This is a genomic window from Bradyrhizobium jicamae (genome assembly GCF_018130695.1).
GTDB lineage: Bacteria > Pseudomonadota > Alphaproteobacteria > Rhizobiales > Xanthobacteraceae > Bradyrhizobium > Bradyrhizobium jicamae_B.
The window spans coordinates 16287-31464 of the sequence record NZ_JAFCJX010000053.1 but is presented as its reverse complement, the minus strand read 5'-3'; the positions used below and the strand labels follow the sequence as shown (position 1 = coordinate 31464).

Annotated in this window: 15 protein-coding genes; 8 read left to right on the top strand and 7 right to left on the bottom strand. The window is 65.2% G+C overall.

What is annotated here, in order from left to right; all coding sequences use genetic code 11:
* Nucleotides 1-161: 161 nt before the first annotated feature.
* Nucleotides 162-1346 carry an autotransporter outer membrane beta-barrel domain-containing protein gene (locus tag JQ604_RS40470; protein ID WP_212366352.1) on the bottom strand — a complete coding sequence of 395 codons (1185 nt, stop codon included), beginning with the start codon at nt 1344-1346 and terminating at the stop codon, nt 162-164.
* A gap of 481 nt (nt 1347-1827) precedes the next feature.
* Here JQ604_RS40470 and JQ604_RS40465 point away from each other — a divergent pair, with 481 nt between their 5' ends.
* Nucleotides 1828-2031: a cold-shock protein gene (locus tag JQ604_RS40465; RefSeq protein ID WP_021079877.1), complete on the top strand. Its 204-nt coding sequence runs from the start codon at nt 1828-1830 to the stop codon at nt 2029-2031.
* Nucleotides 2032-2105: 74 nt separating this feature from the next.
* Here JQ604_RS40465 and JQ604_RS40460 read toward each other — a convergent pair whose 3' ends face one another.
* The 3 genes from JQ604_RS40460 to purM are packed head-to-tail and all read right to left on the bottom strand — an operon-like array spanning nt 2106 to nt 4615.
* Nucleotides 2106-2837 (bottom strand): glutathione S-transferase family protein, encoded by a 732-nt coding sequence (locus JQ604_RS40460; RefSeq protein ID WP_212366351.1) that lies wholly within the window; start codon nt 2835-2837, stop codon nt 2106-2108.
* 54 nt (nt 2838-2891) lie between these two features.
* The gene (gene purN, locus JQ604_RS40455; RefSeq protein WP_212366350.1) at nt 2892-3545 is read right to left on the bottom strand and encodes a phosphoribosylglycinamide formyltransferase; all 654 of its coding nucleotides are present in this window, start codon (nt 3543-3545) and stop codon (nt 2892-2894) included.
* Entirely contained in the window at nt 3542-4615 is a 1074-nt protein-coding gene (gene purM / locus JQ604_RS40450; protein ID WP_212366349.1) for a phosphoribosylformylglycinamidine cyclo-ligase, read from the bottom strand. The genes purN and purM overlap by 4 nt, the downstream gene beginning before the upstream one ends.
* A 171-nt stretch (nt 4616-4786) precedes the next feature.
* Here purM and JQ604_RS40445 point away from each other — a divergent pair, with 171 nt between their 5' ends.
* From JQ604_RS40445 to ppx, 4 genes are all read left to right on the top strand, one after another.
* Nucleotides 4787-5341: a CDP-alcohol phosphatidyltransferase family protein gene (locus tag JQ604_RS40445; RefSeq protein ID WP_212366348.1), complete on the top strand. Its 555-nt coding sequence runs from the start codon at nt 4787-4789 to the stop codon at nt 5339-5341.
* Nucleotides 5342-5358: 17 nt separating this feature from the next.
* Complete coding sequence (locus JQ604_RS40440) at nt 5359-6036, top strand: DnaA/Hda family protein (RefSeq protein WP_212366347.1); 678 nt, start codon at nt 5359-5361, stop codon at nt 6034-6036.
* A 233-nt stretch (nt 6037-6269) separates the two neighbouring features.
* A complete protein-coding gene (locus tag JQ604_RS40435) occupies nt 6270-8477 on the top strand; it encodes an RNA degradosome polyphosphate kinase (protein WP_212366346.1) in 2208 nt (735 codons plus the stop codon).
* A gap of 12 nt (nt 8478-8489) precedes the next feature.
* Nucleotides 8490-9992: an exopolyphosphatase gene (gene ppx / locus JQ604_RS40430; RefSeq protein ID WP_212366345.1), complete on the top strand. Its 1503-nt coding sequence runs from the start codon at nt 8490-8492 to the stop codon at nt 9990-9992.
* A gap of 308 nt (nt 9993-10300) precedes the next feature.
* Here ppx and JQ604_RS40425 read toward each other — a convergent pair whose 3' ends face one another.
* Nucleotides 10301-11137, bottom strand: coding sequence for a TerC family protein (locus JQ604_RS40425; RefSeq protein ID WP_212366344.1), 837 nt, complete (start codon nt 11135-11137; stop codon nt 10301-10303).
* Nucleotides 11138-11202: 65 nt separating this feature from the next.
* Entirely contained in the window at nt 11203-11625 is a 423-nt protein-coding gene (gene ndk, locus JQ604_RS40420) for a nucleoside-diphosphate kinase (RefSeq protein ID WP_212366343.1), read from the bottom strand.
* A gap of 345 nt (nt 11626-11970) precedes the next feature.
* Here ndk and JQ604_RS40415 point away from each other — a divergent pair, with 345 nt between their 5' ends.
* The 3 genes from JQ604_RS40415 to abc-f all read left to right on the top strand — a co-directional run bounded on the left by JQ604_RS40415 (nt 11971) and on the right by abc-f (nt 14591).
* The gene (locus JQ604_RS40415; protein WP_212366342.1) at nt 11971-12219 is read left to right on the top strand and encodes a sulfur globule protein precursor; all 249 of its coding nucleotides are present in this window, start codon (nt 11971-11973) and stop codon (nt 12217-12219) included.
* Nucleotides 12220-12428: 209 nt separating this feature from the next.
* Nucleotides 12429-12602, top strand: coding sequence for a hypothetical protein (locus JQ604_RS40410; RefSeq protein ID WP_212366341.1), 174 nt, complete (start codon nt 12429-12431; stop codon nt 12600-12602).
* A gap of 126 nt (nt 12603-12728) precedes the next feature.
* Nucleotides 12729-14591, top strand: a complete 1863-nt coding sequence (gene abc-f / locus JQ604_RS40405; RefSeq protein ID WP_212366340.1) for a ribosomal protection-like ABC-F family protein — start codon at nt 12729-12731, stop codon at nt 14589-14591.
* On the opposite strand, the gene JQ604_RS40400 is transcribed toward abc-f, so the two are convergent.
* Nucleotides 14588-15166 carry a hypothetical protein gene (locus JQ604_RS40400; protein ID WP_249159401.1) on the bottom strand — a complete coding sequence of 193 codons (579 nt, stop codon included), beginning with the start codon at nt 15164-15166 and terminating at the stop codon, nt 14588-14590. The two genes, abc-f and JQ604_RS40400, sit on opposite strands and share 4 nt — an antisense overlap.
* Nucleotides 15167-15178 lie beyond the last annotated feature (12 nt).

Here is a 15178-nt window from a genome sequence, read left to right as displayed (position 1 = left end):
TTTAGGTCTTTGTTTGAGCATGATCTCCGCGCAAACGCCTTCGGCGTTTGTCGCGAGGGAAAACCGCTTCACACTTTTCCGGATCATGCTCTAGACCTCATCCTGAGGAGCACCGCACAAGCGGTGCGTCTCGAAGGATGCAGCCCCGGGCCTCGCCGGCACTACCACTTGAACTCGTAGCCGACCGTGCCCTGATGCGACTGCATCGCGGCGCGGAATTTGGCGTCGTAATTCATGTAGAACCGCGACGTCTTGCTCACGCTGACCGACAGCGCCGCGCCCGCGTCGGCGCCGTACTGGCTCTCGCCGATGCCCTGCAGCGTAATGGTCTGGGCGCCGAGCGTCACGGTCGTATTGCCAAAATTCTGCATCAGATTGTCGACCAGCTTGCCATAGGCTGAGACGTCGACGATCGCCTTGTCGACGATCCAGTAACGCCCGATCTCCGCGCCGACCAGCACGCGCATCCGGTCGACGGTCGCTCCGGTCGCCGAGATCGGCGCGAAGCCGCCGAATTCCTGGAATGCGCCGGTCCGCGCATGGACATATTCGAGCGCGGCCTTCGGCACGATGCGGAACTGGTCCTTGTCCCAGTAGTAGCTCATCTCGCTGATGGCGCCGTCGAGCTGGGCGTTGTAGCCCGCGTTCGCAAAGCCCAGCCCGGTGTCGCGGCTCGAGTTGATCTTGCCGAAGCCGTGCACCAGCGCCACCGCCCAGGTCCATGGTCCCCTGTCGAGCGAGGCATTGAAGCCGAACTGGGTGAGATCGATGGTCGCCGATTGCAGCGCCAGCGGCACGTCGATGTCAGTGTGGCTCTGATCGACGGAGAAGCCGACGTTGAAGCCGGGCGCGACCCGCGCACCGATCCCGGCCACGCCGCCCCAGGTCTTCCGGCTGTCGCCGACATAGCCGCCGAGCGGACCGTTTGTCGTCGAGATGCCGTAGCCCTCGAACCAGGTACGGTAGGTCGGCGTGTCCATGCTCTCGGAAGCGCCGCCGCCAAGCGGGTTGCTGCGCGCCAGACGGTTGAAGCCGTTGGTCGACTGGTTGTTCAGCCGCTCCAGGAAATTGCTGCCGAGATTGGCGACCGTCGCATTCGCCGAGACTGCGGAGTTGATGAGGGTCGGACTCGGGCTCGGGGTCGGACTTGGAGTCGGACTTGGGCTCGGCGTCGGCGTCGGAGTCGGGCTCGGCGTGGTCGTAGGGGTCGGAGACGGCGATGGCGACTGGGCATGCGCGGCCGGCACCAGCATGCATGCGAACAGCGCGGCGGCGACCACCACACGCAGCAGCGCGCGACCGGACCGGGTCGTTCCTGCTCGCGAAGGGCACGGTGAGCGGCGCATGCGTTCCAGTCCGAAGAAAACGTGCAAGAAAACTTACAAGAAACGTACAAGGACCCACGGAGGACAAGCGCGGAGGCCAGTGGAATGCGCAAATCCGGTTCAACTCGTGCCGATTTGCCCCCAGTTCACGCGCAACGTCAATGTGTTGGGCCGCCCGCGGGCGGAATGCACCGCGTTGTTGTCGGTGTGCCACAGGTTGTGGCGCCGCTGCACCAAAATACCGAGGCATGCCAAATGCTTGCCTGCATGGCAATTTCGTGTTGCAATATCCGGACAATCGGATTGTGGCCGTCTGACTGTGCGCTTCTCGACGTTGATATCCAAGCACGACAAGACTTCGGACTTGAAGACTCCGGACTTGAAGTCTGTGGACCTAGCGATTCCGGAATCGAGCAGGCATCGGAAAGCCCGTTTGTGGCGTGGCACGCGGAAAGCGTGGCCGCGTCTTTTTTATAGCTAGAACAAGACTGGGAGAGAGGCGATGCCGAAGGGTACCGTCAAGTGGTTCAACCCGACCAAGGGTTACGGGTTCATCAAGCCTGCCGTCGGAGACAAGGACGTGTTCGTCCATATCTCCGCCGTCGAGCGCGCTGGACTGTCGACACTCAACGAAAATCAGACCGTCGAATACGAGCTGGTGGAAAACCGCGGCAAGGCATCCGCGGAAAACCTCAAGGTCCACTAACCCTCGTCACGATCTGCGAGGGCTACATCACCCCCGGGCCGCATCACCCCGGGGGATTTTGCCCTGCCCTGGATTCAGGCTGCCGCCTGGCAGCCCGCGATCTCGCGGAGCTCCGGATAGAATCGCGCGGTCATTCGCCCGACATATCGCCGCAGATTGTCATGGCCCGCGGCCGCCCGCTGCAAATCCGAGTCGAACAGCGGACAAAGCCCGCTGATCGCGAAGGCAAACATCGTGGCGTCGATGCCGGCTGGTGCGTCACCCATGAAGAACGGCTTGTCGCCGAGATAGGCCGCGATCGCGTCGATCGAGCGGATACCGATCGCGGTGATCTCATCGGCGGAGTGACGGCCGAGCCCCTGCCCGTGCAAGGTCTTGCGCAGGCGGCGGCGGATCATCGAGACGACGACCGGCCGGACTGGTGCCGGCACGCCCTTGAAGAAATTGAGCGGACCTTTGCGGAAATTCTCATCGATCATCCAGCGGAAATAGACGCTGGCCCAGTACAGATTGTCTTCCGCCATCTTCTCGAACGCCCAGGCGATGGCCCGTTGCTCGGCGTTGAGGCCCGCGTCGAAGTCGATGCCGTATTTCTTTTCGAGGTGCCAGCGGATCAGCGTGGAGTCGCCGAGTAACTGTCCGCCGTCCTCGATGTAGGGAATCTTGCCCTTCGGCGCCTTCGAAAAGCTCATCAGCGCCTTCTCAAACGGAAGCTTCGACATCCGCAGCAAGGTCTCGGTCTTGGTCACGAATGGGCTTGCGTCGGGAAGGCCGAAATTGGGCCCGGAGCCATACAGCGTGATCATGAAGCCTCGACGGATTCTGCGGAGCGCGCCGGTCGCGCCCGTCAGCGGACCATATCAGATCGTGCGCGGCGAGATCAGCGTGGCGTCGCGGTCGGCGCTGCCGGCGACCTTGCAGAGATCGCCCTCCAGCTTCAGCTTGCCGCTCGCCAGCAACCGCAGCGCCTCCGGATAGATCCGGTGCTCGATGGTGATGACGCGCGCAGCGAGCGTTTCCGCGGTGTCGTCGTCGGCCACCGTCACTGCGCCCTGCATCACGATCGGGCCGGCGTCGGTCTCCGGGATCACGAAATGCACGGTGGCGCCCGACAGCTTCACGCCGGCGCGCAGGGCCTGGCCGTGCGGGTCGAGGCCTGGGAACGACGGCAGCAGCGAGGGATGGATGTTCAGCATCCGCCCGTGCCAGCGCTGCACGAATTCGGCCGTGAACAAGCGCATGAATCCGCCGAGGCAGATCAAATCGACCTGCTTCTCGTCGAGCGCCCGCTGCAGCACAGCCTCGAAGCCGGCGCGGTCCTTGCCGAACGGCTTGCTCTCGATGACGATGGTCGGGACGCCGGCCTCGCTTGCCCGCTGCAGGCCGGGCGCATCGGCGCGATTGGAGATCACGGCGACGATCTCGGCCGGAAAATCCACAGCCTTCGCAGCCTCGACCAGCGCGACCATGTTGGAGCCGCGGCCGGAGATCAGGATGGCGACGCGGCGCTTCATAGGGCGAGGTCGAGATGGCCGTTATAGACCACGCGGTGCTCGCCCTCGGCCGCGATGACCTGGCCGAGCAACGCCACCGTCTCGCCGCCCTCGGTGAGCACCTCCGTCACCTGATCCACCGCATCCGCCTTGACGATCGCGATCATGCCGATGCCGCAATTGAAGGTGCGCAGCAGCTCGAGCTCGGCGATGCCGCCCTGCTTCGCCAGCCATTTGAACACCGGCAGCACCGGCAGCCGCGCCAGGTCGATGCCGACCCCGAGGTGTTTTGGCAGCACGCGCGGGATGTTGTCGGTGAAGCCGCCGCCGGTGATATGGGCGAGGCCCTTGATCGCGCCGGTCTCGCGGATCGCGCGCAGGCAGGATTTCACATAGAGCCGGGTCGGCGTCAGCAGCGCCGCGCCGAGCGTCATCACCGGCGAGAACGGCGCCGGCGCATCGAAGCCCAGGCCCGACATCTCGACGATCTTGCGCACCAGCGAATAGCCGTTGGAGTGCACGCCGGACGAGGCAAGACCGATCACGGCGTCGCCCGCCGCGATGTCGCCGCTCGGCAGCAGCGTGCCGCGCTCGGCGGCGCCGACGGCAAAGCCGCCGAGGTCGTAATCACCGGCCTTGTAGAGGCCCGGCATCTCGGCGGTCTCGCCGCCGATCAGCGCGCAGCCGGATTCGCGGCAGCCCTCGGCGACGCCGGCGACGATTGCGGCGGCGGCTTCGGTGTCGAGCTTGCCGCAGGCAAAATAGTCCAGGAAGAACAGCGGTTCGGCGCCCTGCACCACGATGTCGTTGACCGACATCGCCACCAGGTCGATGCCGATGCCGCTGTGGATGCCGGTCTCGATTGCGATCTTCAGCTTGGTTCCGACGCCGTCGGTCGCAGCCACCAGTACCGGATCCTTGAAGCCGGCCGCCTTGAGGTCGAACAGCCCGCCGAATCCGCCGATCTCGGCGTCGGCGCCGGGACGCGCGGTCGCCCGCACCATCGGCTTGATCATGTCGACGAGACGGTTGCCGGCATCGATGTCGACGCCCGAATCCGCGTAAGTGAGCCCGTTTTTGCGCTCGGTCATGCCCGATTTCCAGATGATAAGGCGCTGGTTACGTGGAATTCCGCGCTCCTGCAATGGCTGGCAGGCCGCCGGATGCTATACCATGTAGATAACACCGGCCGTTTCTGCCCCGACCATCCCAAAGAGGCGGAAATCGAGTAGAATCAGACCGGTAGCCGGGAATCGACGCGTTTGAGTATTCCGACCAGCATTCCGAATGTCATCACGCTTGCCCGCATCATCCTGGTGCCGGTGATCGTCTGGGCCATCGTCTCCAGCCAGATGGAGATCGCGTTCGCGATCTTCGTGATCGCCGGCGTGTCCGACGCCATCGACGGGTTCCTGGCAAAGCGCTTCAACATGACGAGCGAGCTCGGCGCCCTGCTCGACCCGCTCGCCGACAAGGCGCTGCTGGTGTCGATCTATGTCGCGCTCGGGATCTGGGGCGCTGTGCCGCGCTGGCTCGTCATCCTCGTGGTGTCGCGCGACATCATGATCGTCTCCGCCGTGATCGTGTCGTGGCTGTTCGACAAGCCGGTGGCGATGAAGCCCTCGATGGTCTCGAAGCTCAACACGGTGGCGCAGGTGGCCTTCGCGGCGCTGGTGCTGGCCTCGCTTGGCTTCGGCTTCCAGCCGCGTCCCTACGACCTGATCCTGATCGGATTCGTCACGGTCTTTACTTTGGTTTCGGTCTCCCTCTATCTCGTCGAGTGGGTGCGCCACATGAGCACCATCGAAGCCAGATAGTCTTTCGGAGTTTGTTGGTGGCAGGTCACGTTCAGCCTCGTCAGCTCGCCTTGGCGTTGCCGCACGAGGAAAGGCTGACCCGCGAGGACTTTCTGGAAGGCCCGGCCAATGAGGCCGCGCTCGCCTTGATCGACCAATGGCCGGACTGGCCGAACCGCATCATGCTGCTGGTCGGCGCGGAAGGCTCCGGCAAGAGCCACCTCGCGGCGATCTGGGCCGAGCAGGCCGGCGCGCGCGCCACCTCGGCGCATGCGGTCAGCCCGGAAGCCGTGCCGGGCGCGCTCGCCACCGGCGCGCTGGTGGTCGAGGATCTCAAGGCCGGCGATTTCGACGACCGCGCGATGTTCCATCTGCTGAATCTCGCCCGTCAGGACGACGCCTTCGTGCTGATGACCGCCCGCATTGCGCCTTCCAATTTCGAGATCGAGCTGCGGGATTTGCGCTCGCGGCTGCGCGCCGTACCCGTTGTGACGCTGCTGCCGCCGGACGATTTGCTGTTCCGCGGGCTGATCCTGAAATTCTGCGCCGACCGCCAGATGAGCGTCGACGAGGCCGTCGTCAGCTATCTGACCAACCGGATCGAGCGTTCCTATGTGGCGGTCCGGCAGGCGGTCGAACTGCTCGATACCGAGGCCCTCCGGCTCGGACGGCCGGTCACACGGGCACTGGCGGCCGAGCTGTTCCGCGACGCCTAGAGTTCTGTTCCGATTGGATCGGAACGGAACTCTAGGTTCTTGTTAGACGCGTTTTCTTCACGCGAACCGGGCGTCCACTTCGCTCGAAAACGCTTCAGGGGCGGCCCCCTGCGGCTTGACGGCACGGGCCAGCGGAACATCAATGTCATTGAAACGTCATCGCAATATCACATGGTTCGTGCGGCTTTCGGATAGACCACCTCAGCCTCACGACCGGATTGGATCGACACTTCATGGACTCGGCACAAGCTATTGAAATCAAAGAAAAAGAACCAGAAGCGCCGGCCGTCCCCGCGATCGCGAGCAGCCCCGAGCGATTCATCAACCGCGAGCTTTCCTGGCTGCATTTCAATCGCCGGGTGCTGGAAGAGTCCGTCAATCCGGGCCATCCCGCCCTGGAGCGGGTCCGCTTCCTGTCGATTTCCGCCAATAACCTTGACGAGTTCTTCATGGTCCGCGTCGCCGGCATCAAGGCGCAGGTCCGCGAAGGCATCCCCGAGCGCAGCCCCGACGGCCTGCTGCCGGCCGAGCAGCTGGTCCAGATCAACAGGAACGTCTCGCAGCTCGCCTCCGACCAGCAGGCGATCTGGCGCGACCTCCGCACCATGCTCGGCGAGGTCGGCATCGTGCTGGTCGACGGCCGCGACGTCACCAAGACCGAGCGCAGCTGGATCGAGGATCACTTCCTCCACAACATCTTTCCGCTGCTGACGCCGCTGGCGATCGATCCGGCTCACCCCTTCCCGTTCATCCCGAACCTCGGCTTCACGGTCGCGCTGCAGCTCGCGCGCACCGCCGACGGCAAGGCGATGAACGCGCTGATCCGCATGCCCGGCAAGATCGACCGCTTCATCCGCCTGCCCGCCGCCAAGGAAGGCACGGTCCGCCTGATCACGCTGGAGCAGGCTACCGGCCTGTTCATCGGCCGGCTTTTCCCCGGCTACACCGTCAAGGGCCAGGGCGCGTTCCGCATCATCAGGGACTCCGAACTGGAAATCGAGGAAGAGGCCGAAGACCTCGTCCGCCTGTTCGAGACCGCGCTGAAGCGGCGGCGCCGCGGATCGGTGATCCGGCTGGAGATGGAAGCCAAGATGCCGGAGGAGCTGCGCGCCTTCGTGCAGCACGCGCTCTCCGCCTCCGATGACGAGATGTTCCTGGTCGACGGCGTGCTCGCCATGAACGAGCTGTCGCAGCTGACCCGCCTCGATCGTCCCGACCTGGAATTCCCCCCCTATGTGCCGCGCCATCCCGAGCGCGTCCGCGACCATGGCGGCGACATCTTCGCGGCCATCCGGCAGAAGGACCTCGTCGTCCACCATCCCTATGAATCCTTCGACGTCGTCGTGCAGTTCCTGCAGCAGGCCGCGCGCGATCCTGACGTCGTTGCGATCAAGCAGACGCTCTATCGCACCTCGAACAATTCCCCGATCGTCCGCGCGCTGGCGGATGCCGCGGAAGCCGGCAAGTCGGTGACCGCGCTGATCGAATTGAAAGCGCGCTTCGACGAGGAAGCCAATATCCGCTGGGCGCGCGACCTCGAGCGCGCCGGCGTGCAGGTGGTCTACGGCTTCATCGAGCTGAAGACCCACGCCAAGCTCTCGATGGTGGTGCGCCGCGAAGGCGGCAGTCTCACCACCTATGTCCACACCGGCACCGGCAACTATCATCCGGTCACTGCGCGCATCTACACCGACGTCTCCTACTTCACATCAGATCCGATCATCGGCCGCGACGTCGCGCGCGTCTTCAACTACATCACCGGCTATGCCGAGCCGAGTGACATCGAACGCATGGCGGTGTCGCCGCTCACCCTGCGCAAGCGGATCATCGAGCACATCCATGGCGAGATCGCGCATGTGAAGCATGGCCGGCCCGGCGCGATCTGGATGAAGATGAATGCGCTCGTCGACCCCGACATCATCGACGCGCTGTACGAGGCCTCGCAGGCCGGCGTGCAGGTCGAGCTCGTGGTGCGCGGCATCTGCTGCCTGCGGCCGGGCCTGCCCGGTCTGTCGGACAACATCCGCGTCAAATCGGTGATCGGGCGCTTCCTCGAGCACGGCCGAATCTACTGCTTCGGCATGGGCCAGGGCCTGCCGAGCGCCAAAGCGGCTGTGTATATCTCGTCCGCCGACATGATGCCGCGCAACCTCGACCGCCGCGTCGAGGTGCTCTGTCCGCTGCAAAATCCGACGGTACATCAGCAGGTTCTCGAACAGATCATGGTCGCGAACCTGAAGGACAATGAGCAGAGCTGGCAATTGTTGCCGGACGGATCGTCAACGCGTATGAAGGCCGCGAAAGGCGACGAGCCGTTCAATCTGCACAACTACTTCATGACCAATCCGAGTCTGTCCGGCCGTGGTAAGTCTCTCAAGGAATCTTCGCCACGCCGACTCACGCGTCGCAACGAGCGACAGCAACAGCAGCCGTCGTCATAAGGGGACTTCACGGTGAAGCGGCCCCGGAAGCGCGCTTCCAGCGTCGCTGTCATCGACATCGGCTCGAACTCGGTTCGTCTCGTGGTCTACGAGACGCTGGCGCGCAGCCTCATCACGATCTTCAACGAGAAGGCGCTGTGCGGCCTCGGCCGCGAGGTGCAGAGCACCGGCCTGCTCGCCACCGACGCCGTCAACAAGGCGCTGACGGCGCTCAGGCGGTTTCGCGCGCTGTGCAGGATCCAGCAGGTCGGCCGCGTCTACGCCATCGCCACCGCCGCCTGCCGCGACGCCAAGAACGGCCCTGACTTCATTGCGAAGGCCGAGCGCATCTGCGGCGCGAAAATCGAGATACTCTCCGGCCCGCGCGAGGCAAAACTGTCGGCGCTTGGCGTCGTCTCCGGCGTGCACAATCCGAACGGCATCGTCGGCGATCTCGGCGGCGGCTCGCTGGAATTGATCGACGTCAAGGGCAACCGCGTGCGCAGCGGCGTGACGCTGCCGCTCGGCAGCCTGGCGCTGCAGGACCTCTCGCACAAATCGCTCAAGCGGGCCGAGCGCATCGTCAGGAACGAGCTGTCCGGCGTCAGCCAGCTGCGCGCCGGCCGCGGCCGCACGTTCTATGCCGTCGGCGGCACCTGGCGTGCGCTGGCGCGCATCCACATCATCCAGAGCGGCTATCCGCTCAAGGTGATGCACGGCTATTCGATCCCGGCCGCCGACGCGCTCGACTTCGCGCAGCGGCTGCGGCGGCTCGCGGCCACCAACACGCTCGCCAATATCGAGGCGGTGGCCGATGCGCGCCGCCCGCTCCTCGCCTATGCGGCCCTGGTGCTCGAACACATCATCCGCGTCGCGCAGCCGAAGACCATCGTGTTCTCGACCTTCGGCGTGCGCGAAGGCCTGCTCTACGAGATGCTGCCGCAGTCCGAGCGCGGCAAGGACGGTCTGGTCTGCGCGGCGCAGGACCTCAACGAACTGCTGTCGCGCTCGGCGCGCCATGCCGAGGAGCTGTCGGCCTGGACCGATCGTCTGGCGCGGGTGGTGAGGCTGCGCGAAACCGAGGAGGATCGACGGCTGCGCCACGTCGCCTGCCTGCTGTCCGACATCGGCTGGCGCGTGCATCCCGATCATCGCGGCGAGGAAACGCTGAGCCTGATCATGAACGGCAATTTCGGCTCGATCAGCCACACCGGCCGCGCCTTCGTCGCGCTGTCGGTGTTCTATCGCTATGCCGGCCTGAGCGAAGAGAACGAGCCGCCGCCGAACATCCGCGAGCTGGTGCCGCCGGCGATGGACGAGCGCGCCCGCGTGCTCGGCGCCGCCTTCCGCGTCGCGCATCTGATTTCGGCGGCGCGCACCGGCGTGCTGCCGGCGACGCATTTCCGCACCCAGGGCCGCAAGCTGATGCTGGTGTTCGAGCACCGCATGGTCGATCTCGTCGCCGACCGCGTCGGCAGCCGCTTCAAGCAGCTCGCGCGCCTTGTGGGACGCGCGGGGTCCATCGTTCGCCGGTAACGTTCGCCCTGCTCGGCACGGCCGGGAACGGAACCTGAGCAAGCTGCAGACGTTCTCCCCCTCATGAGGGGAATCATTGCAGCCTTCATGGCGGTCGGAATTCTGTGGGCCGTCGACACCCAGTTCAACCACGGCGCCTATAGCCAGGTCGTGATGGGCGCAGCCCGACATCTTGTCGGTCGCTAGAGCCGTTTCCGTTCCGATGGAATCGGAACGGAGCTCTAGCTTCCTTTTTTTTTTTGACGCGTTTTCTTGACGCGAACCGGTTTCCACTTCGCTTGAAAACGCTTTAGCAGACGTCGTCTGGCTTACACCGCTGCGGCGTGCTTTTCCTTGCGCAGCGCGCGCTTGCGCCAGATCGAGCCGGCGATCAGCACCGCGAGGATGCCGAGGATGCCGAGCACGATCTCGGGGCCCGTGCCGCCGTGACCGAATTTCGGCGCCATGCCGATGGCCGCCAGCACGCCATCCAACCTCGCGCCGAGTCCTGTCGCGAAGAACGCCTCGAGCCGCGGGTAAACCGCCGGATCGGTTGCGATCACGTCGCCGGCGATCCAGCCGAGCAGCGCGGCGCCGGCCCAGACAAGGACCGGCAGCTTGGTCAGCAACGCCATGATCAGCGCGGCGCCGGCGACGATCAGCGGGACGCTGATCGCAAGGCCGAGCACCAGCAGCGGCACGCTGCCATTGGCGGCCGCGGCCACCGCAATGACGTTGTCGAGGCTCATCACGATGTCGGCGACGACGACGATCTGCACCGCCGCCCACAGATGCGAGGCCGCGTCGACGCTGTCCTCGTCCTCCTGCTCCGGCACCAGCAGCTTGGCCGCGATCACAATCAGCGCGAGACCGCCGACCAGCTTGAGATACGGCAGCTCCATCAGCGTCGCGACGATGCCGGTGAAGATGATGCGCAGCAACACCGCCGCGGCGGCGCCGAAGATCATGCCCCAGAGGCGCTGGCGTGGCGCCAGGCCGCGGCAGGCCAGCGCAATCACCAGCGCGTTGTCGCCGGACAACAGGACATTGATCCAGATGATCTTGCCGACGGCGACCCAAAAGGTCGTCGTCGCCATCTCGGCCTTGAACTGGGCGATGAACGTCGTGATGTTCGCGGGATCAAAGATCTGCCACAGCCAGTCCACAGGTCGTCCTTCTCGGCCGTGCGGCCGCCCCTTGCGGCGAAGTCTTGCCGCTCACCCCAGTTGAATTAGCCGACGATCTCGTTGCCGGAGAAGAACTGCGCGATCTCGATCGCGGCGGTCTCCGGAGCATCCGAACCGTGAGCGGAGTTTTCGCCGATCGACTTGGCGTAGAGCTTGCGGATGGTGCCGTCGGCCGCCTTGGACGGATCGGTCGCGCCCATCGCATCTCGGTACTTGGCGATGGCGCCCTCGGCTTCCAGCACCTGCACGACGACCGGGCCCGAGGTCATGAACTCGACGAGCTCGCCGAAGAACGGCCGCGCCTTGTGGACGGCATAGAAGGTCTCGGCCTGTTCCCTGGTCATGCGGATGCGCTTCTGCGCAACGATTCGCAGGCCCGCCTTCTCGATCACGGCGTTGACCGCACCGGTCAGATTGCGCGCCGTCGCGTCGGGCTTGATGATCGAGAAAGTGCGTTCAATCGCCATGATTTGGTCCTTGCAAAGGCTGGTTGGGAGTTGCCGGGCTTATATCGACGCCGTCGCAGGACGGCAAGCGACCCGGTGCCGCGTTATCCCTAAGTTTCGAGGGGTTTTACCGCCCAGAACCGCCTGCCCGGCCGAACGCGGGATGAAGCGCAAAATCCGATGAATTACAACAATTTCACGATTGTGAACCCATTCTGCAAGCGCCGTCGCGCCGCCGTTCAGCTGTCGCGGCGTAGGCTTTGACCCAATCGGACGCCCTGGTTCGCCGACCCGACATGCGAGCAGGACATCCCGGGACATCACCGCCGGCGCTTCGTTAAAGCGCCAAACCTCGAGGAGACGATCATGTTTCGCAAACTCTCGCTTGCTGCAGTTGCCGCGGTCGCGCTGGGCGCCGCGCTGGCGCCGACCTCCGCCTCTGCCTGGGGTGGCTACCATGGTGGTTGGCATGGCGGTGGTTGGCGTGGCGGCTGGTGGGGCCCCCGTGTCGTCGTCGGTGGTCCCGCCTATTACGGCGGCGGCGGCTGCTATGTGCAGCGCCTGGTCGCGACGCCCTGGGGACCCCGCTATCGCCTGGTCAACCGCTGCTACTGAACAGATTTGACGTGCCTCCCCTGACTGCAGCCCCGGCCTTGCGCCGGGGCTTTTTTTCGTGGCGCGCGGAACCATTTGGCGGGTTCGCCGCCACACCTTCCGGCTGCGTGCATGGCTGCCCCACGACCGGGAAACCAAAATCCGATTTGCGACTTAATCCGGCACAACTCACTCGAACTGCGAGGCGGAACTCGCCGAAGAGCCACGCCATGATTGCCCAAAGCAGCCGCGATTTTGATGAAATCGACCACAAGACCTGCCGTTCGATTTGCGATGCCGTTGGCGAACGGCTGCAGCAGAGCATGCGGCCTGAACCTGGACTAACCTCCCATCTGCAGCAGCTCATGGACGAATTGCGCCGTCGCGAACGCGAGCACGCCTGATACCGACGCGGACTGGGGACATCGGCCGATATCCGGCCCTGTCGCGGTTTCATTGTCGTCCGGCTCCCCGATATTTTGACCCACAGATGGGGTTGCGTTTGTTCCTTGCTCCGGTGACAAGGCCGGATGCTTTCCATCACTGACATCTCGATCCGGATCGCCGGACGGCTGCTGATTGATCACAGTTCGGTGCAGATCGTGCCCGGCGCGCGCGTCGGATTTGTCGGCCGCAACGGCGTCGGCAAGTCGACGCTGTTTCATGCCATCCGCGGCGAGATCCCGACCGAGTCCGGCCAGATCAACCTGCCGCCGCGCTGGCGGATCGGCAGCCTCGCCCAGGAAGCGCCTGATGGTCCGGAGAGCCTGATCAATGTGGTGCTGAAGGCCGATATCGAGCGCGACGCGCTGCTGCGCGAGGCCGAGACCGCGCACGACCCGCACCGGATCGCCGAGATCCAGACCCGGCTCGTCGACATCGACGCCCATTCCGCGCCGGCGCGCGCGGCTGCGATCCTCTCCGGCCTCGGCTTCTCCACGGCCGATCAGGCACGGCCCTGCGCCGAATTCTCCGGTGGCTGGCGCATGCGCGTCGCACTCGCCGCAACGCTGTTCTCCGCGCCCGATCTGCTGCTGCTGGACGAGCCGACCAACTATCTCGATCTTGAAGGCACGTTGTGGCTGGAAGATCATCTGGCGCATTATCCGCGCACGGTGATCGTGATCAGCCATGACCGCGATCTGCTCGACACCTCGGTCGACCAGATCCTTCACCTCGATCGCGGCAAGCTCACACTCTACAAGGGCACCTACTCTTCGTTCGAGGAGCAGCGCGCCGCGCGCGAGCTGCTCGATGCCAAGCATGCCAAGCGCCAGGCCGACGAGCGCCAGCGGCTGCAGGCCTTTGTCGACCGCTTCAAGGCCAAGGCCTCGAAGGCCCGTCAGGCGCAATCCCGCGTGAAGATGCTCGAGCGGATGAAGCCGATCACCGCGCTGGTGACGCAGGATGTGCACGAGATCAGCTTCCCCTCCCCGGAGAAGATGCTGTCACCGCCGATCATCGCGGTCGACGACGTCTCGGTCGGCTATGAGCCGGGCAAGCCGGTGCTCAATCGCGTCACGCTGCGCATCGACACCGACGATCGCATCGCCCTGCTCGGCGCCAACGGCAACGGCAAGTCGACGCTGGTCAAGCTGCTCGCCGGCAAGCTTGCGCCGTTCTCCGGCCGGGTCACCCGCGCCGACAAATTGTCGGTCGGCTATTTCGCGCAGCATCAGGTCGACGAGCTCAACCTCGATGCCTCGCCCTATGATCACATCCGCAAGCTGATGCCGGAGACGCCGGAGAGCAAGGTCCGCGCCCGCGTCGGCGCGATCGGCTTCTCCGGCAAGGCCGGCGACACGCTGGTGAAGAGCCTGTCGGGCGGCGAGAAAGCGCGGCTGCTGCTCGGGCTCGCCACCTTCTTCGCGCCCAACATGATCATCCTGGACGAGCCGACCAACCATCTCGACATCGACAGCCGCGCGGCGCTCGCGGAGGCCATCAACGAATTCCCCGGCGCCATCATCATGGTCTCGCATGACCGCTATCTGATCGAGGCCTGTGCCGACCGGCTGTGGGTCGTCGCCAACCAGACCGTCTCGGCCTATGACGGCGACCTCGACGAGTACCGCAGGATGGTGCTGTCGGCGGACAGCGGCCCGACCGCATCGCGCGATCGCGCCAAAGACACGCCGAAGCCCGAGCGCGCCAGAAGCGAGCGGCGCGTGTCGCCGAAGCAGCGCATCGCACAGGCCGAAGCCGAGATCGAGCGCATCACCGGCATCATCGCCAAGATCGATACCGCGCTGGCCCTCCCCGACATCTTCACGCGCGATCCCAAGCAGGCCGCGCAGCTCAGCAAGGCCCGCGCCGGCGCCGAAAGCGCGCTGCAGCGTGCCGAGGAAGAGTGGCTGGAAGCCAGCGCGCTCGACGATGAGGCGGCGAGTTAACCGTTCGAAGTCGCCGCGGGCTTCGCCGCCGGCTTCTTCTTCGCCTTCGGCTTGGCGGCCTTGGGCTCCGGCACCGGATCGGCGCCGCGTTCGACCGACGACAATCGGCCCGCACTGAACGTGTAGATGCCGGCACGCGGTCCGCGCGCATAGGTGACGACGGCGACGCGCTGGCCACCCGGTCCGGTGGACAGCTCGACCCTGTCAGGCGCGCCGATACCGCGCACCACGTCGCATTCGGTGTGACCGAGGGCGACGGATCCGCCGGTCTGCGGCGGCGGCGCGTTGGCGGTGTCGGCAAGCGCGTTGGCGTCGGCGGCACCGGGCGGTGGCCCCATGCCCGGACAGCCGCCATCGGCGCTGACCAGCTCATCCGGGGTCACCGGCTTGGTCGGGGTCAATGGCGGAGATTCGATCGAAATGTTGCGGATGAACACGCGGCCGGGCCGCGCAAACCATTCGGTGTCGCGCGACATCAGATCGGACGCCCCCGAGCAGCCGGCAATGCTGGGCGCGAGCACGAGCAGCGCCAGCAGCGGCTTTCGATTGAATGTTCCGTTCCGCACGATCGACAAGGCTCCCCGCCT

Coding starts and splice junctions, on each gene's coding strand:
- JQ604_RS40470 (WP_212366352.1), bottom strand. CDS start 1,346: ATGCGCCGCTCACCGTGCCCTTCGCGAGCAGGAACGACCCGGTCCGGT.
- purM (WP_212366349.1), bottom strand. CDS start 4,615: ATGACCGAGCGCAAAAACGGGCTCACTTACGCGGATTCGGGCGTCGAC.
- JQ604_RS40465 (WP_021079877.1), top strand. CDS start 1,828: ATGCCGAAGGGTACCGTCAAGTGGTTCAACCCGACCAAGGGTTACGGG.
- JQ604_RS40435 (WP_212366346.1), top strand. CDS start 6,270: ATGGACTCGGCACAAGCTATTGAAATCAAAGAAAAAGAACCAGAAGCG.
- ndk (WP_212366343.1), bottom strand. CDS start 11,625: ATGGCGATTGAACGCACTTTCTCGATCATCAAGCCCGACGCGACGGCG.
- JQ604_RS40415 (WP_212366342.1), top strand. CDS start 11,971: ATGTTTCGCAAACTCTCGCTTGCTGCAGTTGCCGCGGTCGCGCTGGGC.
- purN (WP_212366350.1), bottom strand. CDS start 3,545: ATGAAGCGCCGCGTCGCCATCCTGATCTCCGGCCGCGGCTCCAACATG.
- JQ604_RS40410 (WP_212366341.1), top strand. CDS start 12,429: ATGATTGCCCAAAGCAGCCGCGATTTTGATGAAATCGACCACAAGACC.
- JQ604_RS40460 (WP_212366351.1), bottom strand. CDS start 2,837: ATGATCACGCTGTATGGCTCCGGGCCCAATTTCGGCCTTCCCGACGCA.
- abc-f (WP_212366340.1), top strand. CDS start 12,729: ATGCTTTCCATCACTGACATCTCGATCCGGATCGCCGGACGGCTGCTG.